We start from the raw sequence: 17,939 nt of genomic DNA on the forward strand, positions 1-17,939 counted from the left end.
CCGCGACGACGATCGCGGCCCCGGGATACCCTCAGGACTGGATGAATTCCAACAGATCTGCATTGAGGACATCTGCATTGACCGTGAGCATGCCGTGCGAGAAGCCCGGATAGGTCTTCAGCGTGCCGTTCTTCAGGAGCTTGACCGACTTGTGTGCCGAAGCAGCGATCGGCACGATCTGGTCGTCTTCGCCATGCAGAACCAGCGTCGGCACGCCGATGGCCTTCAGATCGTCCGTCTGGTCCGTTTCCGAAAAGGCCTTGATGCCATCGTAATGGGCCTTTGCACCGCCCATCATGCCCTGCCGCCACCAGTTCTGGATCACGCCTTCATGCACCGTCGCACCGTCGCGATTGAAGCCGTAGAAGGGACCGGCCGGAACGTCGCGGAAGAACTGCGCACGATTGGCGGCCAGCGCAGAGCGGAAGCCGTCGAAGACTTCCATCGGCAGACCTTCCGGATTCGAGGCCGTCTTCAGCATGATCGGCGGAACGGCGGAAACGAGTACCGCCTTGGCAACGCGGCCCGACGGCTCGCCGTGCTTCGCGACATAACGGGCAACTTCGCCGCCGCCTGTCGAATGTCCGATGTGGACCGCGTTCTTCAGATCCAGCGCTTCCACAACCGCGAAGGCATCGGCTGCGTAATGGTCCATGTCATGACCTTCGGAGACCTGCGCAGAGCGGCCGTGTCCACGGCGGTCATGAGCAACGACGCGATAGCCCTTCGACAGGAAGAACAGCATTTGCGCGTCCCAGTCATCGGAAGACAAAGGCCAGCCATGGTGGAACACGATCGGCTGGGCATCCTTCGGACCCCAATCCTTGTAGAAGATGTCAACGCCGTCCTGGGTGGTTACATATGCCATGATCTTGTTTCCTTCGTGTGAGGGTGTGGCGGAAGCAGCATTCGCTGCGAAACCGAAAGCGGGTGAAATTGCGACGGTCGCTGCAGCAGCACCCGTCGTCAGCAGCACGTTGCGGCGCGTCATGGAAGTGAAGCTCGAGGTCATGTCAGCCTCGCTTTTCACGTTGTTCGTCTGCTCCAAGAGCGACGGCAAGATTTTCACGGCCTTTTGGCAAATGACCGAACATGTGCGGCTTGATCTGATGAATCCAAGAAATTGCAGCAGGCTCTTTTGCCCAGAGCGATCTTGCCAGAGGAATGATCTGTTCACCAACCAGGATGCCGAGGAGCCCGACGAGCGCGATGACCGGCGGGGCGGGCGAGCGAACATTGAGAAGGCTGTAAATGATGCCGACGAGCAGGCCTGCACCGAGAGACAGAAGATAAATTTTCATGGGATGTTCTCCACGAAGTGAGAAAAAGGCCGCTTCGACGGGGTCCTCGAAGCGGCCCGCCAGGATCGTTATTTCGCGGGGTTCGGGCCGATGCGCTTGCCATGCTTGACGCGTTCTTCAGCGCCGTGAACCATGGTGTAGGCGTAATCGATACCCATGCCGTAGGCACCGGAGTGTTCCTTAACGAGCGTGGTGACCGCGTCGTAGGTTTCCTTGCGAGCCCAGTCGCGCTGCCACTCGAGCAGGACTTGCTGCCAGGTGACGGGGATCACCCCTGCCTGCACCATCCGGTCCATGGCGTATTTGTGCGCGTCGGCGGAAGTGCCGCCGGAAGCATCGGCGACCATGTAGATTTCAAAATCAGGGCGATCATGCAGCGCCGAAAGCGCGAAGGTCGTATTGCAGACTTCTGTCCAGAGACCGGAGACAACAATCTTCTTGCGGCCCTGGGCGGCGTTCTTGTCGAGCGCATCGCGAACGTTCTGGTCGTCCCAGGAATTCATCGAGGAGCGCTCGAGAATATCGTTCTCCGGGTAGACCGCAAGCAGTTCGGGGAAAGTGTTGCCCGAGAAGCTCTTGGTTTCGACCGTGGTGATCGTGGTCGGGATGTTGAAAATTTTCGCTGCCTTGGCAAGCCCGACAACGTTGTTCTTCAACGTCTGACGGTCGATCGACTGCACGCCGAAAGCCATCTGCGGCTGCTGGTCGATGAAGATGAGCTGGCTGTTTGCGGGGGTAAGAACTTCGAGCTTGGACATGGTCTTTCCTCTTTGGTTGTCTGAACCGCGTGTTGCGGTGTGAAAATGGGCAGCAGCTATCGATCGGACGACGCGGTGGCGCCGTCTTTCCGAAATCCTTGAAGTGTTGCCGGTTTCGTTTGGAAGCCGTTCACTTGTTGTCTTGGCTGCTGAATAGAAATCTAACGCAGCAGACCCATGCACGGAATTGCAATATTAATTGCGAATGAATTGCGAAAACCGCAACGATCTTCACATGGCGCCGGATGTCCGTATCGTTTATGGCAAGCGCCCATCGCTGGCCGAACACGGAGATTTCTGGCGCGAACCGGCTAAGCGGTCTTGTTGATTAGTCAGGTTCATGGAATGAAATGCAGGTAAATTCTGCATGGCAATGCAAAAGGCCGCATGCGCGTCGCAAATGCAATCCGCTACATTCAGGCGTTGCGCCGCCAGATGCCGGGCGTGGTCCCGACGAGGTTCACGAACACGCGCGTGAAGTGGCTCTGATCGGAAAATCCGCAGGAGATGGCAATTTCGGAAATTGCGACATCCGTCTCCAGCAGGAGCGTCCGCGCTCTGGCAATCCGCTCCCGCAACAGCCATTGATAAGGGGTCATTCCCGTCGTTTCGCGGAAGGCGTGGATGAAATAGCCACGCGAAAGGTTACAGGCCCGGGCGAGTTCCGCAATCGATACGTTGCCGTGAAGATTGTCGAGAATAATCGACTTGGCGACATTCTCCTGGGCACGGGACAGTTTTCGCGCTCGAGTCCCGGAAGCGGCGGTCCGATGACCGTACTTCTGGATCACATGGGTGCCGATCGCCGTCGTCAGTTGATCGACAAACAGTCTGCTCGCCTGCTCGGGATTTTCGAGTGCCGGTATCAGGGCGCGTGCGAGATTGGCGAGAACCGGATCAGGATGACCCGTTATGGTGTTGAGCACGGACACCGCCCGCAGATCGGCTTCCTCGGCGATCGTCGCAAGCGCGGCAGGAGAAATCTCGAAGAGAAGAAAGTCGAAGGCATTCCGGAGATCAGCTTTGTATCTCTCGTCCAGGCTCCGGATGTATACCGAGTCCTGTTCGAAGACATGTGTCGTCGCGTGGTGCTCGTGGAAGATCCGCCGGGTATGGCCAGGAAGCGTGGAGACGCCAATGACAAATCCGCGATTGCTGGCTTCTGTGGATACCTGCTGAGACAAGCCTTCCCGCACCCCCTTGCGAAGCACAGTCAGGCCGGCACCGCGAAGTGTCTGGTTCGTGGACAGCTTTTCGAGCGAACAACCGAAGCTGTCGGTCGATGCGTCAGCAGGTTTTTCAAAGGGAGTGGTGGATTTCCTCATCAAACACGCTACCTTCCGTTCGATAAAAACCAGCAGGCGGGTCTCTTCCGTTACGATGCGGGAAAGACGAGGACTTTAACTATCCCAATATGACCGGACGCGCCACAACGGTGGATTGAACGGTATCTTTACAACCACGGCCCGACATGTCTCTTCGGCATCATTGGCCATCCCGATACGAGTTTATTGTGGCTACAGCATCGGCGGTCGCCGACAAGATGGGCGAATGGTTCAGGGTGGGCGACGCGCCAACGCTCGTCGTCAGGCCGCTCCGGGAAGCCGAGATGACGATGATCCACGTCTGTCGCGAGTATCCCCTTCCAGGTCCATCGGTCGTCATCCCGGCAGAGGATGCGTTTCTCCTCGTGCTCTACCTGAGGGACACCGAGCATTCCGACATTTTCCAAGACAGGCCGCCGGCCCCCTTCAGGATCTATCCTAAAGGATCGATATGTCTCATCAATCTTGCGGCAGGCGCTGCGATTTCCGTTCGCGGACGGTTTGAAGCGCTCGCGATCCATCTGCCACGCAAGCATCTGGCCGAGCTGGCCGAACAGACCGAAGCGCCGTCGGTCGACGATCTCGCGGTTTGTCGCGGCAGGGATGATCCGACGGTTCGCGACATCGGCGCGGCACTCCTTCCCTTGATCGGCCAGCGTGATGTGGACCGATCGCTGGTCGCCCATATCGCCCTCGCGCTCAATGCACACATCGTCCATTGCTACGGTCGTACGCGCAGGACGCACTAAAGCGCCGCGTACCCAAGGGTCGCGGCGCCTTCGGTTTCAATCCCTGGCCTCGTCTCAGGCGGCAAGGGGTACGAGATTGGCCCGGATCTGATCCCGGTACGCTTCGTATCGACTTGGCAGCTTGAGGGCTTCACCGAGATGAGCAGTGTCCTCGTCGCGATTGAAGCCAGGCTCGTTCGTGGCAACCTCGAACAGGATGCCGCCCGGCGTGCGGAAGTAGATCGCCCAGAAATAATCGCGATCGATGACCGGCGTCACCTGATAGCCCGTATCCATCAGTGCCTTGCGCACTTCGAGTTGTTTTTCGCGATCGTCAACGGCAAATGCGACATGATGAACCGAACCGGCACCTTGTCGCGCGAACGCCGTCTTCGGCAGCGCCTCGAGATCGATCATATCCGCTCCGTTTCCTCCCGGAATGATGAAACGGGTCACGTCACCTTGTTTTTCGGCGCGCTGATAGCCCATGAAACCGAGCAGTTCCTCGGTCGCAGCGCTGTCATGCAGACTGAAACGCGCGCCAGCGAACCCGCGGATGGCCACATCGCTTGGGATGCCGGGAGAAAGCCATGGAGCGCGGTTGTCATCGTGAGCCTCGACGAGCGCCAGGCCATCGCCGTCGGGTCCCCTGAAGCGAAGTCGGTTGGCGCCGAATGCGACATCCGATTCCAGACCGCCGACTCCCCGGGCCGTCAAGCGATCCTGCCAGAACTTCAACGCACCCTTCGGCACGGAGAACTGTGTCTCCCCAACTTCGCCGACGCCGCGGCGGCCCTGCATCATGTTCTGGAACGGAAAGTAGGTCATGACGGTGCCGGCCGAACCGTTCTCGTCGCCATAATAAAGATGGTAGACGCTCGGGTCGTCGAAGTTGACCGTCTGCTTGACGCGGCGCAGACCGAGCGTGTCGGTGAAGAAGCGGTTGTTCTGCCGAGCATCCGAAGCCATCGAGGTCACGTGATGCAGTCCCTTGATATCCTTAATCATATCGACGCCTTTCAATGGCCGTTAGGTTCAAGTGTTAAAATGACTGTATCCAGCTTGAATGCCGAAGAGAATTGCAATATTTATTTTGATTTAGTTGCAATAAACGAAACAATGACGTGAACGATTACAAAGCTCTTCGAACCTTCCTTCTTGCTGCGGAGAAGCGGAATTTTGCTCAGGTCGCCCGCGAACTGGACATGACACCAGCAGCGGTGACACGTGCCATCGCAGCGCTTGAGGCTGAACTCGGCGTGCAGCTCTTCGTACGCACGACCCGGCAGGTATCGCTGACGACCGATGGCGCCATCTTCGCCGCGCAGATCCAGCCCGCGGTGAAGGCGCTGGAAGATGCAAGGCGCGAGGTGATGAATGCCCACAAGGCTGATGAAGGGCGGCTGCGGATCAGCGCGCCGACATGGTTCGGCAAGACGGTACTGCCGCCGATCCTGTCCGGCTTCAAGGAACGCTATCCGAAGATGAGCTTCGAGATCTCGTTGTCCGATGGGCTGGTGAACATCGTCGACGACGACTACGATCTCGCTATCCGCATTTCCTCGCAGCCTTCCGACAAATTCACGATCTGGAGAAAGATCCGAAGGGTGCCGCGCATCCTGGTCGCCGCACCGGGCAGTCGCTTCACCTCCATGGAGCACCCGAACGAACTGAAACCAGACGACTGCCTTGCCTATAGCGGGGAAAGCCGACGCGAGAACTGGGTGCTATCGGACGGCGGATCGAGCATCACGATTGCTGCAGGTCGGGCGTTCAGCGCCAACAGCGGCGAGGTTCTGGCCGACATGGCGGCGGACGGCGCCGGCGTTGCCCTGTTGCCAGGCTTCAACATCGCCGACCATATCAGGAGCGGCCGCCTCGTCCACGTCTTCAAGGGCTGGGCGCCGCCGGACCTGTGGCTGACGCTGTTTTATCCGCCATACCAGGCTCTGCCTCCGAGGATCGCCTCATTTTCGAAATTCTTCGAAGAGCAGGTTGCCGCCCACATGGTGATGCTGGACTGACGCACTCCGGTGCGTTGCGTTGCGCTGATCGCATAAGGCGTCCGGATCCAGATCGAAGACCGATCAGATCTCCGGCAACGCAGTCAATCTCGCACCACACCTGCGGCAAGGTCGACATCGCGGAAGCGGAATTCGCCCCGCCCGGCCCTCGTCGCCGAAGGCTCCGGCTTCGTCGGTCGAGACCTCATCCGCCGCCTGCTGGCCGATGGCCGATGCGTCCGCGCGCTTGCTCGCAGCGCGGGTGCGCGGACGCAGGTTCAGGCGGTCGGCGCCGAGGCGGTCGTCATGGGCCGCCCCGAACCGGGTTGCGCGTCTGACGCGTCTCGCCGGGATCAAGGCGCAGATCGGCTACAAACGCCGTCCCGGCATCTAAGGCGGCAGGCCTTCCGTCGCTATCGACAACACGCTCGACCGGCAGTTCGACGTGGCGGCTCCGGACAAGCCGTGGGGCACGGACATCACCTACATCCGGACCTGCGAAGGTTTTTCATATTTGGCCGTCGTCATCGACCTCTATTCCCGCCGGGTGATCGGCTGTGCACTGCAGAGCCGCCAAACCACCGACGTCGTGCTGCAGGCTCTACTCATGGCGGTTTGGCGACGCAAACCGAAGGACAAGGTGCTGATCCACTCGGATCAGGGCTCGCAGTTCAGCGGAACATCTCCTCCAGATCTCTGTAGCTGAGCGGATAACGAAGATACCAGGTCACCGCTTGCAAGTTCAGCCACGCCTCGAAATGCCACCCTTTGAAATCGTCTTTAGATTGGCGCTTCAATTTCTCGGCAATGGAATTCAGAATCATGGCTACGCCCCGCTACATCGGGAGCGGAATTCCCCAAGCTTGGTGAACAGCCCGTTAAGCGCAAAAATTTGCGACAAGCCCGTCATGAGGTCAGCCATGCGTCCCGGTAGTCTTTCAACGCCAGCGAAGGGGTATAGCGTATGGAACCCGAGATCGGCAGCTTCATCCCCGCCAGCATCGCGGCCCCAAGAGCAGTGCCACTCAAGGATTCCCCGGACTGGACGATAACATCGCGGCCTGTGGCCGCCGCCAGCGCCTTCAAATAGACCGTGTTCCGGCTCATCGGCCCCTCCACGATGATCTCCCCTTGCGCGCCAATCAGATCGAGGCAGACCTCCGTCATCAGTGCTATGTAGAGCGACGCCGCAACGACCTTTTCAGCGCCCGAAGCCGGCGACCCAACCCATCGCATGCAACGTCCCGGAAAAGGACCAGACCCCTCGACGACATTCGGCAGGATCATCAGAGACTTGCCGATAACCCTGTCGATAACATCATCCAGATCGCCGTCCGGCATAGCGAGGCCATGCATCAAAACTTCGAATTCGCGGCCGCCCATGAAACGCGCCGAAGGCGTGGCCTTGCCAAAGGCATTGACGTTGGCCAAGCTGTCGCGCTCCGGCGTTAATTTCTCGATGTTGCCAGGTGTTGCGAAACACACCACCCAGGTCCCCGTCGAAACCACCGAGAATGGCGGTTTGCGGAGGATCAGGTGAGGCAGTAGCGATGCGTTGGAATCGTGAATGCCGCAATAGACCGGTACCGGGCGCGACAGCCCCAGCACCGCGCATAACTCGGGCAGAACAGGCCCCAGAGCGTCGAATGCCGAGCGGACCGGAGCCATCCTGTCGCGGATACCGAGACGATCCACCAGCGACGAGAACTCACCCTTCGCGGGGTTCCAGAGATCCGTGTGGCAACCGAGCGAGGTCGCCTCGTTGGCCACCACTCCACTCAGCCGCCACGCCCAGTATTGCGGGTAGGTGAAAATGACCCAGACGCGTTCGAATGCTTCCGGAAAGGCGCTCTTCTGGAAATGCAGTTGAGCACCGAGATTGAGGCCCGCGGAAAGGGAAGGTGAACAAGTCTCGGAAAATCCCGGTCGGAGCCTTGCATAGGCCTCACGGATCGCCTGCGGATACTCAAATTCGTAGTCGAGCACCGGCAGCGCCAGATCTCCGTCCTTGCCTAACAAAACGGCGCTCGCCCCATGGGTGGCGATGGAAATCGCGTCGAAACCCGGAGCCCTAGCGAATTCCGCAAGCGTTGCCTGAATGAAGGACCAGAGGGCCTCAATGTCATAATGCGGATATGGCGGCGCGGGGATGACGGTGTTGGGCGTTTTGCGCACTGCGATTTCCGCGCCGCTTTTCCCATCCAGCAGGACCACCTTGGCATTGGTCTTGCCGATATCGATGACGGCAACCCGCTCGTATTTCATATCCATCATAGCAGGTGGAACACTGTCACGAGATCGGTGGCAACCGGAGAATTGTCCGGATTGCTCGCCATGATATCGGCCATATGAGCCCACCAGCGCTTCATCACCGGATGTTCCGGAAGGCTCGCCATGCCATGGGTTCTCGGGCGCGTCAGGACACCGAACAGCGTGTTGGTCTCGCGGTCCAGATGGATCGAATAATCGCTGACGCCAGCCTCGTGCAGAAGGTCGACAAGATCCGGCCAGATCTCGTCATGACGCTTCTTGTATTCGGCCTCCATGCCGGGATTGAGCTTCATCTTGAAGGCATGCTTTTCCAGCTCGGACATCAGCTCTTCCTTGCGTTGCGAATGCGACGCCCGATGATGGGCAGTGCGATGGTAACGATCAGAAGCAGGCCGATGAAGATCGACATGACGATGCCCGGCACATTGAGAAGGCCGAGGCCGAAGGTGACTAGGCCCATAACGAAAGCGGCGATGACGACGCCCGCGATGGTGCCCGCCCCGCCGAGGATCGAGACCCCGCCGAGGACCACCATGGTCACGACCTCGAGCTCCCAGCCTTGAGCAATCGAAGGACGGGTCGAGCCGAGACGCGAGGTGAGGCAGACGGCCGCGATTCCGCTCATCAGGCCGGTGAGCACGAACAGGATGAACTTCACCCGCTCGACCGGAATGCCGGAAAAACGTGCCGCAAGCGGGTTGTTGCCGATCACGTAGACCTGCCGGCCGAAATTCGTCGCATGCAGAAGAACGGCGAAGACACCGGCGAGAACGAGGAAAAGCACGAATTCGAAGGAGAAGACCCAGAAGACATAGCCCTGGCCGAAATAGCCGAAATCGGCGGGATATTTGCCATAGGCCTGATCGCCGAGCACGATATAGGAAATACCGCGGAAGAGGCTCATCGTGCCGATGGTGACCACGATGGACGGCAGTTTCAGCCCCGCAACCATCAGACCGTTGAAAGCACCACAGGCAAGGCCGACGCCAATGCCGATGGCGACGAGGCCGGACGTGCCGACACCCATCTGAACGGCAGCACCCATGGCGGTCGATGCAAGCGCAATGATGGCGGCGACCGAGAGATCGATTTCGCCGGCGATGATGAGCAGCGCCATGGCAAAGGCGATCATCGCCTTTTCAGTGAAGTTGAAAGTCGCGTCCGACAGGTTCCAGGCATCCAGGAAGTAGGGCGAAGCCAGCGAATTGGCGATGAAGATCACCACGGCGACGCCGAACAGAAGGACCTCCCAGCTTCCCATCAACCGCTTGAAGGGCGTGCCCAGCCGATCCGGAATCTGGCGGCGTGTCACGACGTTTTCGGAAGCTGCAACGGTCATGCGGTCACCTCATGGGTATCCTTGGCTGCGCGATCACGCAGGATGATGCGGCCCCTCTTGCGTTCGGCGCGGGCATTGAAGACAACGGCCAGCACGATGACGATGCCGGAAATGGCCATCTGGGCAAAGGGCGAGATGCCGATCACCGGCAGCGCGTTCTTGATGACGCCGAGGAAAAGCGCGCCGAGAACGGTTCCGACCACGGTCCCGATACCGCCGGCAATCGACACGCCCCCGATGACATTGGCCGCGACGCTATCGAGTTCGAAACCGGCGGCGATATCGACATAGGCGACCGCATAGCGCGAAACCCAGAGATAGCCGGCAAGCCCCGCAAGCGCGCCCGAAAGCACGAAGGCAAGAAAGCGCGCCCGGCCGATATCGATGCCGGCATAAACCGCAGCCGTCGGGTTGCCGCCGGCGGCATAGGTCGAGCGGCCGAAGGGCGTGCGGGTCAGGACGAACCAGATCAGGAAGACGATGGCGATCGACACCCAGGACAGGATCGGCAGGCCGAGCACCACGAGACGCGGCAGATTGAGAAAATCGAGAGTCATCTGATGCGCATTCACCCAGCTGCCGCCGGAAAGTACGAAGGCCATGCCGCGATAGATCGTCAGCGTACCGAGCGTAACCACGATCGGCGGGATCTGCAAAAGCCAGACGAGGAAGCCGTTGATCGCGCCAAGGGCTGCACCGATCACGACGGCCAGAACGATCAGCAGCGCCAGCGGCAGGCCCGGATAGGCGGCATCGAGCATCGCGACCGCCATGCCGGTAAAGGCCAGATTGGCGGCAACCGAGAGATCGATCGATTTGGTCAGGATGACCGTCATCTGGCCGAGCGCCAGGATGATCAGGATCGACGTGTCGTTGAAGATGTTGGCGAGGTTTCCGGGCGTGGCGAAATTGGATGCCCGGGTCGAGAAGCCGACGATCATCACGATGATGATCAGGCCGAGCAACAATTCGCGGTTTTTCAGGAGACGTTGCATTGAAATGTCCTTACGCATTGCCGGTCGCGGCGCGCACCAGCGTCTCGGCGGTGAGGCCCTGACGCTGATAGATGCCGGCCTGAAGACCTTCGCGCATCACCATAACGCGATCCGACATGCCGAGAATCTCGGGCAGTTCGGAGGAGATCATGATGATCGAGAGGCCTTCGTTCGCAAGTTCGGAGATGAAGCCGTGGACGGCGGCCTTGGAGCCGATGTCGATGCCCTTGGTCGGTTCGTCGAGAATGATGACCTTCGGCTGGGTGGCGAGCCACTTGCCGATGACCACCTTCTGCTGGTTGCCGCCCGAAAGCGTTCCCACCGGCACGGAAAGGGCAGCGGCGCGAAGATCCAGCCGTTCGGCATACTTGCGGGCGAGCGAGAACTCGTTGATCGCTTTCAGAAAGCCCCTTGCCGACGTACGGGCCAGCGACGGCAACGACATGTTCTGGTAGATCGGCATTTCAAGCGCCAGACCATGGCGACCACGCTCTTCCGGCACATAAACGATGCCAGCGGCGATGGCGTCTGCAGGGGAGCGGATCACGACGTCGCGTCCATCGAGTTTCAACGCCCCGGACGCCGGCATGGTGATGCCGAACAGTGACTGGCAGAGCTCCGAGCGACCGGCACCGATGAGGCCGTAAACGCCGAGGATCTCGCCCTTCTTCAGCTCGAAGGAAATATCGCGGAATTCCGTCTCATGGCAGTAGCGCTCGACGGCAAGCACCGTGTCGCCGATGGCAACCTCCACCTTTGGGAAAACGTCGTGCACGTCGCGCCCGACCATCAGGCGGACGATTTCATCCTGCGGCGTGTCCTTCAGAACGCCGGCGCCGACCATCTTGCCGTCGCGGAAAACGGCATAGTTCTCGGCAATCTCGTAGACCTCGTCGAACTTGTGGCTGATGAACAGGATCGCCTTTCCCTGTCGTTTCAGGCCTTCGACGATGCGGAAGAGATCATCGATTTCCTTACGCGAAAGAGCGGCGGTCGGCTCGTCCATGATGACGATGCGCGCTTCGACCGAAAGAGCACGGGCGATTGCCACAAGATGGCGCTGCGCGATCGAAAGATCCTTCAGACGGATCGTCGGATCGATATTGCTTTCAAGCTCCGCCATCAGCTCGCGAGCGCGCTGGTTGATGGTCTTCCAGTCGATCAAGCCGAAACGCGTGCGGGGCGCATGGCCGAGGAAAATGTTCTCGCCGACCGTCAGCTCGTCGAAAAGCACGGTTTCCTGATGGATCGCGGTTACACCCGCATCGATCGCGGCCTGCGCGCTGGCAAAGGTCATCGCCTGGCCATCGATCAGGATTTCGCCCTCGTTCGGGCGATAGATACCGGTCAGGATCTTCACGAGCGTCGACTTGCCCGCGCCGTTCTCGCCGATCAACGCCGTCACCTTGCCGGGATAGAGCGCGATGTTCACGCCATCGAGCGCCTTCACTCCGGGAAAGATCTGGGAAATGCCACGCATCTCGAGGATGGGCGTGTCAGCGGGTTCAGCGCCCGCGCCGATTTTTGAAGCTTGAACGGTCATCATCCCGTGCATCCGAAAATGGAAAAGGGCCCGGCGGCCAATGCCGCCGGGTGTTTTGGTGTCCGAGGATCAGAAGATCTTCGAGAACTGATCGATGTTCGATGCGTCGTAGACGAAGGGATCCGCCATTGCGGCTTCCCCGGTATCGCCGATCTTGATCTTGCCCATGCGGCCGGCTTCGATTTCCGAACCCGGAGCACCGTCGGTGTCGCCCTTGACCAGGTGATAGGCGATCTGGGTTGCCGAATAACCGAGGTCGATCGGGTTCCAGATGGCGAATTCCTTGGTCGCGCCGGACTTGATGGCCCCTGCCATTTCCGAGGGAAGGCCGAGGCCCGTCACGTAGACGTCACCGATCTTGCCCGCATCCTTTACAGCCTGGGAAGCCGCGAGAACGCCGACGGTGGTCGGAGCAACGATGACCTTCACGTTCGGCGAGGACGACAGCAAGCCGTTGGCTTCGCGGTAGCTCTTGTCGGCGAGGTCATCGCCGTAGACCGTGGTCACGAGGTTGAGGCCGGGGAAGTCCTTCAACTGCTTCTTCATTTCCTCGATCCAGATGTTCTGGTTGGTCGAGGTCGTGGTGGCCGACAGGATGGCGAAGTCACCCTTGCCTTCCGGCAGGTGGTCGGCGGCAAGCTTGAGGCACATCTTGCCGATCAGCTCGTTGGAAGACGGGTTCAGGTGCATGATGCGGCCTTCCGGAGCAACGCCGGAGTCCCACGAGATGACCTTGATGCCGCGCTGGGCAGCCTTCTTCAGCGCCGGAACGACCGCATCCGGGTCGTTGGCGGAAATCGCGATGGCATCGACGCCCTGCGCGATCAGCGAGTTGATGACTTCGATCTGGCCTTCGGCCGTCGTGGATGTCGGACCGGTGTAGATGATCTCGACGCCGCCGAGTTCCTTGGCGGCTTCCTGCGCACCCTTGTTTGCAGCTTCAAAGAAGCCGTTGCCGAGCGACTTGACCACGAGCGCGATCTTCATATCAGCGGCACTTGCGGCTGAACCCATGGCCATGGCGGCAAGGGCGACGCCTGCGAGCAGTGTCTTGGCTAGTTTCATTTGATGTTCCTCCCAGGTTGATGGACTGCTTGAACTCCCCACGCAGCCGCGCCTCTCATGCGACCGACGTGGTATCCTCCTTCTCGGTCGAGGCCATCGGCTTGACCGTTATGAGCTTTATGCCTGAATTGGTGACCATCGCGGCCGCCTCCTCCGGGATCTTGTCGTCCGTGATGATCGTCGAGACGTTGTCGAGCGAACACAGGATCAGGCTGGAACGCCGTGAAAACTTGCTGGAATCGACCATGACGATCAGCTCTTCGGCCTGTCGGACCAGCTTCTGCTCGCTCTGGATCACCAGCGCATCCGATTCCATAACGCCGAGCGCGTTAATGCCCTGCGCGCCGATGAATATGCGGCGAGCGTAGAAATTGCGGATCGCGTCGTTGTCGAAAGGCGAAAGGATCAGACTCTGGTCGCGATAGATCGCGCCGCCGGGAACCGAAACCGTGCATTTCGAATTTTTCACCAGATGCTCGGCGATGGCGAACGAATTGGTCATGACCTGCAGACGGCGAGCAGACATGAAGTGCACCATCTGGAAGGTGGTCGTGCCGCCATTGATGATGATCGAATCGCCTTCTTCGCAGAGATCGACGGCTGCGCGCGCAATTGCGCGTTTCTTATCGATGTTGACTGATTCCGACACCCTGAACGGCCGTGCCGCGAGATTTCCAAGCTGCGGAGGATGCACCGCCTCGGCGCCACCGCGTACCCGGCGCAGTTTGCCCTGCACATGAAGCGACGCGATATCCCTACGGATCGTGGCCTCGGAAGCCTCCGTCAGCTCAGCGATATCCTGCACGGTGATGACCGGCTTTTCCTGGATCGCGCTTAAGATAATGCGATGTCGTTCGCGTTCGTGCATGGGCTCCTCCTGAGCTTGATTTATTCGTATTGCTTTTATGCTGTCAATCAAAAACGATCAAAAAAGATAATATTGCGCCGCACAATGAACATTCATGATCGAAATTGATTGACAACAGTCGGATCGATGCGCGATACCGTCGACCAGAAGGAGATGGGCCGCTCAGTGAAGCGGCCCATGAATCGACACGCAAGGGAGGAAGCAATGACGGGCCAAACCCGCCTTCTCGAAAACCGTTGGGACGACGCTTACGCTGCAAAGCTCGATGAACCGGGCAAGCTGCTCTATCGCTCCAATCTGCTCGGCGCCGACAAGCGCATCACCAATTACGGCGGCGGCAACACCTCCGCGAAGGTGCTCGAAACCGATCCGCTCACGGGCAATCAGGTCAGCGTCATGTGGGTGAAGGGCTCCGGCGGCGACGTCGGCACCATCAAGCTCGATGGTTTTGCCACCCTCTATATGGAAAAGCTCGAAGCTCTCAAGGGCATCTACAAGGGCGTCCACGACGAAGATCGTATGGTTGGCTTCCTGCCCCATTGCACCTTCAATCTCAACCCGCGCGCAGCCTCGATCGACACGCCGCTGCACGGTTTCGTGCCGTTCACGCATGTCGACCACATGCATCCGGACGCGATTATCGCGATCGCCGCCTCGAAAAACTCGAAGGAACTGACCCGGAAGATCTTCGGGGAAGAAATCGGCTGGCTGCCTTGGCGCCGCCCGGGCTTCCAGCTCGGTCTCGACCTCGAAGCCTTCGTCAAGGCCAATCCGAAGGCCAAGGGCGTCGTGCTCGAAAGCCACGGCCTGTTTACCTGGGCGAACGACGCCAAGGAATGCTATCTGCTGACGCTCGAAATCATCAACAAGGCGATCGAATGGTTCGCCAGGGAGACGGACGGCAAGACGATCTTCGGCGGCGCAGTCGCCAAGAGCCTGCCGGAAGCCGAACGTCGCGCCATCGGTGCACGGCTGATGCCGGAAATCCGCGGCCGCATCGGCAAGGCTGAGCGCAAGCTCGGTCACTTCGACGACCAGCCCGCCGTTCTAGAATTCGTCAATTCGAAAGACCTGAAGCCGCTCGGCAGCCTCGGCACGTCCTGCCCCGACCACTTCCTGCGTACCAAGATCCGCCCGCTGATCGTCGACTTCGACCCGGCCAAGCCGGATGTCGACACTGTTATCGCCGGCCTCGACAAGGCTCTCGAAGACTACCGCGCCGACTACACGCGCTATTACGAGACCTGCAAGCACGACAATTCGCCTGCCATGCGCGATCCAAACCCGGTCATCTTCCTGGTTCCGGGCGTCGGCATGCTGTCCTTCGCTAAGGACAAGGCGACCGCCCGCATCGCCGGCGAATTCTATGTCAACGCCATCAACGTCATGCGTGGCGCCTCGACGGTCTCCGAGTATCAGGGTCTGCCGGAACAGGAAGCCTTCGACATCGAATACTGGCTGCTTGAAGAAGCCAAGCTCCAGCGCATGCCGAAGCCGAAGTCGCTTGCAGGCCGTGTGGCCTTCGTCACCGGCGGCGCCGGCGGCATCGGCCGGGCAACGGCTGAACGGTTGATGTCCGAGGGCGCATGCGTGGTGCTCGCCGACATCGACGCCAACGCACTGTCCGACACGCTTGCCGATTTCTCCAAGCGCTACGGCGCGGATGCCGTTCGCTCCGTCACTCTCGACGTGACAAAGGAAGAGGCCGTCGCTTCGACCTTCGCTGAAGCCTGCGTCGAATTCGGCGGTGTCGACATTCTCGTTTCCAACGCCGGCATTGCCTCCTCTGCGCCGGTCGAGGACACCACGCTTCAAATGTGGAACAAGAATATCGACATTCTGACGACTGGTTACTTCCTCGTCTCCCGCGAAGCGTTCCGCCTGTTCCGCCGGCAGGCGATCGGCGGCAATATCGTCTTCGTCGCTTCGAAGAACGGCCTCGCCTCCTCGCCGAACGCCTCGGCCTATTGCACAGCGAAGGCCGCCGAGATCCATCTCGCCCGTTGCCTGGCCCTGGAAGGGGCGGAAGCCGGCATCCGTGTCAACACCGTCAATCCTGACGCCGTCCTGCGCGGATCCAAGATCTGGAACGGTGAATGGCGCGAACAGCGTGCGGCTTCCTCGAAGATCGAGGTCACCGATCTGGAGGAGCATTACCGCAAGCGCTCGATGCTGAAGCTCAATGTCTTCCCGGAAGACATTGCGGAAGCAATTTACTTCCTTGCCTCCGATCTCTCGGCCAAGTCGACCGGTAATATCATCAACGTCGATGCTGGTAACGCCCAGAGCTTCACGCGCTGAATAATAACAATTGCCTGCTGCCGACGCTCCCAAGGTCGGCGGCAGGCCCCTCGCGGTTTGGAAAGTTGCAACGTCTTCGACGCGGCCTCATGCTCGCGCAGCGTTGCGGGGAGGATGATATGACAGAACAGAAGATCGCCGCCGACGTGATTTCGGCCGAGAACGAAAAGCGCGCCGGCGCGCTCAAGACCGACTATGCAGCCCTTGGCGAAAAGCTCGCCCGCAACAATATCGACATCGACGCCGTCACGAAGCAGGTCGCCGAGTTCTTCGTCGCCGTTCCCTCCTGGGGTGTAGGCACCGGCGGTACGCGCTTTGCCCGTTTTCCCGGCCTCGGCGAGCCGCGCCATATCTTCGACAAGCTGGAAGACTGCTCGGTCATCAACGAACTGACCCGCGCCACGCCGACGGTTTCGCTGCATATTCCGTGGGACAAAGCGGACCCGAAGGACCTGAAGGCAAAGGGCGATGCGCTCGGCTTAAGCTTCGACGCCATGAACTCCAACACCTTCTCCGACGCGCCGGATCAGGCCCATTCCTATAAATACGGCTCGCTCAGCCACGTAGACGCGGCAACCCGCGCGCAGGCCGTCGAACACAACATCGAATGCATCGAGCTTGGCAATGCCATCGGCTCGAAGGCGCTAACCGTCTGGATCGGCGATGGTTCGAACTTCCCGGGGCAGTCGAATTTCACCCGCCAGTTCGAGCGCTACCTCGCCTCCATGGCCGACATCTACAAGGCTCTGCCGGAAGACTGGCGGCTGTTCTCCGAACACAAGATGTACGAACCGGCCTTCTATTCGACCGTCGTGCAGGACTGGGGCACCAACTTCCTGATCGCCCAGACGCTTGGCCCGAAGGCTTTTTGCCTCGTCGACCTCGGCCATCACGCTCCGAACACCAATATCGAGATGATCGTCGCCCGCCTGATCCAGTTCGGTAAGCTCGGCGGCTTCCATTTCAACGACTCGAAATACGGTGACGACGACCTCGATGCCGGCTCGGTCGAGCCTTACCGCCTCTTCCTCGTCTTCAACGAACTGGTTGATGCCGAGCATCGCGGGGTCAAGGGCTTCCACCCGGCCCACATGATCGACCAGAGCCACAATGTCACGGATCCGATCGAGAGCCTGATTTCCAGCGCCAACGAGATCCGCCGCGCCTATGCCCAGGCGCTTCTGGTCGACCGCACGGCACTGGAGGGCTTCCAAAGCGAAAACGATGCGCTGATGGCGACGGAAACGCTGAAGCGCGCCTATCGCACGGATGTCGAGCCGATCCTGGCCGAAGCCCGCCGCCGCGCCGGCGGCGCTATCGATCCGGTCGCCACCTATCGCGCCAGCGGCTATCGCGCCCAGGTCGCGGCGGAACGACCGGCTGTGAAGGGTGGTTCGGGCGGCATCGTCTGATCAGCTCCAGATCTGCGGCCCTAAATGCTG

At 59.9% G+C, this 17,939-nt stretch carries 16 protein-coding genes and 2 pseudogenes; 5 read left to right on the forward strand and 13 right to left on the reverse strand.

All coding sequences use genetic code 11. The annotated features are described in order from the left end of the window. Positions 1-31: 31 nt before the first annotated feature. The 4 genes from J5N58_RS15045 to J5N58_RS15060 form a co-directional block, all read right to left on the reverse strand. Positions 32-868: an alpha/beta fold hydrolase gene (locus tag J5N58_RS15045; RefSeq protein WP_414902062.1), complete on the reverse strand. Its 837-nt coding sequence runs from the start codon at positions 866-868 to the stop codon at positions 32-34. A 145-nt stretch (positions 869-1,013) separates the two neighbouring features. Continuing rightward, positions 1,014-1,301 carry a XapX domain-containing protein gene (locus J5N58_RS15050; RefSeq protein WP_112826969.1) on the reverse strand — a complete coding sequence of 96 codons (288 nt, stop codon included), beginning with the start codon at positions 1,299-1,301 and terminating at the stop codon, positions 1,014-1,016. A gap of 68 nt (positions 1,302-1,369) precedes the next feature. Further along, entirely contained in the window at positions 1,370-2,059 is a 690-nt protein-coding gene (locus tag J5N58_RS15055; protein ID WP_112826968.1) for a hydrolase, read from the reverse strand. Between the two features lie 416 nt (positions 2,060-2,475). Continuing rightward, positions 2,476-3,384, reverse strand: coding sequence for a helix-turn-helix domain-containing protein (locus tag J5N58_RS15060; protein ID WP_342346001.1), 909 nt, complete (start codon positions 3,382-3,384; stop codon positions 2,476-2,478). A gap of 188 nt (positions 3,385-3,572) precedes the next feature. On the opposite strand from J5N58_RS15060, the gene J5N58_RS15065 reads away from it, so the two are divergent. Further along, positions 3,573-4,133, forward strand: coding sequence for a hypothetical protein (locus J5N58_RS15065; protein ID WP_113467225.1), 561 nt, complete (start codon positions 3,573-3,575; stop codon positions 4,131-4,133). Between the two features lie 54 nt (positions 4,134-4,187). Here the strand turns inward: J5N58_RS15065 and J5N58_RS15070 are convergent, their stop codons facing one another. Then, positions 4,188-5,120: a VOC family protein gene (locus J5N58_RS15070; RefSeq protein WP_244711443.1), complete on the reverse strand. Its 933-nt coding sequence runs from the start codon at positions 5,118-5,120 to the stop codon at positions 4,188-4,190. 116 nt (positions 5,121-5,236) lie between these two features. Between J5N58_RS15070 and J5N58_RS15075 the strand changes: the two genes are divergently transcribed. Both J5N58_RS15075 and J5N58_RS15080 read left to right on the forward strand, forming a co-directional pair. Further along, positions 5,237-6,136 carry a LysR family transcriptional regulator gene (locus tag J5N58_RS15075; protein WP_112826965.1) on the forward strand — a complete coding sequence of 300 codons (900 nt, stop codon included), beginning with the start codon at positions 5,237-5,239 and terminating at the stop codon, positions 6,134-6,136. A gap of 298 nt (positions 6,137-6,434) precedes the next feature. Beyond that, positions 6,435-6,791, forward strand: a pseudogene (locus J5N58_RS15080) (DDE-type integrase/transposase/recombinase); the annotation flags it as partial. A gap of 1 nt (position 6,792) precedes the next feature. Here J5N58_RS15080 and J5N58_RS15085 read toward each other — a convergent pair. From J5N58_RS15085 to J5N58_RS15120, 8 genes and pseudogenes are all read right to left on the reverse strand, one after another. After that, positions 6,793-6,939: pseudogene (locus tag J5N58_RS15085) on the reverse strand (IS6 family transposase); the annotation flags it as partial. 82 nt (positions 6,940-7,021) lie between these two features. After that, entirely contained in the window at positions 7,022-8,389 is a 1,368-nt protein-coding gene (locus tag J5N58_RS15090) for an FGGY-family carbohydrate kinase (RefSeq protein WP_425314470.1), read from the reverse strand. Then, on the reverse strand, positions 8,386-8,709 hold the full coding sequence (rhaM, locus tag J5N58_RS15095) for an L-rhamnose mutarotase (RefSeq protein ID WP_112826963.1): 324 nt from the start codon (positions 8,707-8,709) through the stop codon (positions 8,386-8,388). Before rhaM ends, J5N58_RS15090 begins: the two co-directional genes overlap by 4 nt. Then, on the reverse strand, positions 8,709-9,725 hold the full coding sequence (locus J5N58_RS15100) for an ABC transporter permease (RefSeq protein ID WP_113442393.1): 1,017 nt from the start codon (positions 9,723-9,725) through the stop codon (positions 8,709-8,711). The genes rhaM and J5N58_RS15100 overlap by 1 nt, the downstream gene beginning before the upstream one ends. Beyond that, positions 9,722-10,720 carry an ABC transporter permease gene (locus J5N58_RS15105; RefSeq protein ID WP_112827131.1) on the reverse strand — a complete coding sequence of 333 codons (999 nt, stop codon included), beginning with the start codon at positions 10,718-10,720 and terminating at the stop codon, positions 9,722-9,724. The genes J5N58_RS15100 and J5N58_RS15105 overlap by 4 nt, the downstream gene beginning before the upstream one ends. 10 nt (positions 10,721-10,730) lie before the next feature. Beyond that, complete coding sequence (locus J5N58_RS15110) at positions 10,731-12,266, reverse strand: sugar ABC transporter ATP-binding protein (RefSeq protein ID WP_113442391.1); 1,536 nt, start codon at positions 12,264-12,266, stop codon at positions 10,731-10,733. Between the two features lie 66 nt (positions 12,267-12,332). Continuing rightward, on the reverse strand, positions 12,333-13,328 hold the full coding sequence (gene rhaS / locus J5N58_RS15115) for a rhamnose ABC transporter substrate-binding protein (protein WP_112826960.1): 996 nt from the start codon (positions 13,326-13,328) through the stop codon (positions 12,333-12,335). A gap of 55 nt (positions 13,329-13,383) precedes the next feature. Continuing rightward, the gene (locus J5N58_RS15120) at positions 13,384-14,196 is read right to left on the reverse strand and encodes a DeoR/GlpR family DNA-binding transcription regulator (RefSeq protein ID WP_112826959.1); all 813 of its coding nucleotides are present in this window, start codon (positions 14,194-14,196) and stop codon (positions 13,384-13,386) included. 204 nt (positions 14,197-14,400) lie between these two features. Between J5N58_RS15120 and J5N58_RS15125 the strand changes: the two genes are divergently transcribed. Both J5N58_RS15125 and rhaI read left to right on the forward strand, forming a co-directional pair. Continuing rightward, positions 14,401-16,497, forward strand: a complete 2,097-nt coding sequence (locus tag J5N58_RS15125; protein WP_112827130.1) for a bifunctional rhamnulose-1-phosphate aldolase/short-chain dehydrogenase — start codon at positions 14,401-14,403, stop codon at positions 16,495-16,497. A gap of 119 nt (positions 16,498-16,616) precedes the next feature. After that, entirely contained in the window at positions 16,617-17,909 is a 1,293-nt protein-coding gene (rhaI, locus tag J5N58_RS15130; RefSeq protein WP_112826958.1) for an L-rhamnose catabolism isomerase, read from the forward strand. Positions 17,910-17,939: the final 30 nt, after the last annotated feature.

The organism is Paenirhizobium cremeum, from assembly GCF_022884085.1.
GTDB classification, from domain to species: Bacteria; Pseudomonadota; Alphaproteobacteria; order Rhizobiales; family Rhizobiaceae; genus Allorhizobium; species Allorhizobium cremeum.

Excerpts from the sequence above, each read along its gene's own strand:
- J5N58_RS15045 (WP_414902062.1), bottom strand. The coding sequence starts at position 868 with ATGGCATATGTAACCACCCAGGACGGCGTTGACATCTTCTACAAGGAT.
- J5N58_RS15050 (WP_112826969.1), bottom strand. The coding sequence starts at position 1,301 with ATGAAAATTTATCTTCTGTCTCTCGGTGCAGGCCTGCTCGTCGGCATC.
- J5N58_RS15055 (WP_112826968.1), bottom strand. The coding sequence starts at position 2,059 with ATGTCCAAGCTCGAAGTTCTTACCCCCGCAAACAGCCAGCTCATCTTC.
- J5N58_RS15060 (WP_342346001.1), bottom strand. The coding sequence starts at position 3,384 with ATGAGGAAATCCACCACTCCCTTTGAAAAACCTGCTGACGCATCGACC.
- J5N58_RS15070 (WP_244711443.1), bottom strand. The coding sequence starts at position 5,120 with ATGATTAAGGATATCAAGGGACTGCATCACGTGACCTCGATGGCTTCG.
- J5N58_RS15090 (WP_425314470.1), bottom strand. The coding sequence starts at position 8,389 with ATGATGGATATGAAATACGAGCGGGTTGCCGTCATCGATATCGGCAAG.
- rhaM (WP_112826963.1), bottom strand. The coding sequence starts at position 8,709 with ATGTCCGAGCTGGAAAAGCATGCCTTCAAGATGAAGCTCAATCCCGGC.
- J5N58_RS15100 (WP_113442393.1), bottom strand. The coding sequence starts at position 9,725 with ATGACCGTTGCAGCTTCCGAAAACGTCGTGACACGCCGCCAGATTCCG.
- J5N58_RS15105 (WP_112827131.1), bottom strand. The coding sequence starts at position 10,720 with ATGCAACGTCTCCTGAAAAACCGCGAATTGTTGCTCGGCCTGATCATC.
- J5N58_RS15110 (WP_113442391.1), bottom strand. The coding sequence starts at position 12,266 with ATGATGACCGTTCAAGCTTCAAAAATCGGCGCGGGCGCTGAACCCGCT.
- rhaS (WP_112826960.1), bottom strand. The coding sequence starts at position 13,328 with ATGAAACTAGCCAAGACACTGCTCGCAGGCGTCGCCCTTGCCGCCATG.
- J5N58_RS15120 (WP_112826959.1), bottom strand. The coding sequence starts at position 14,196 with ATGCACGAACGCGAACGACATCGCATTATCTTAAGCGCGATCCAGGAA.
- J5N58_RS15125 (WP_112827130.1), top strand. The coding sequence starts at position 14,401 with ATGACGGGCCAAACCCGCCTTCTCGAAAACCGTTGGGACGACGCTTAC.
- rhaI (WP_112826958.1), top strand. The coding sequence starts at position 16,617 with ATGACAGAACAGAAGATCGCCGCCGACGTGATTTCGGCCGAGAACGAA.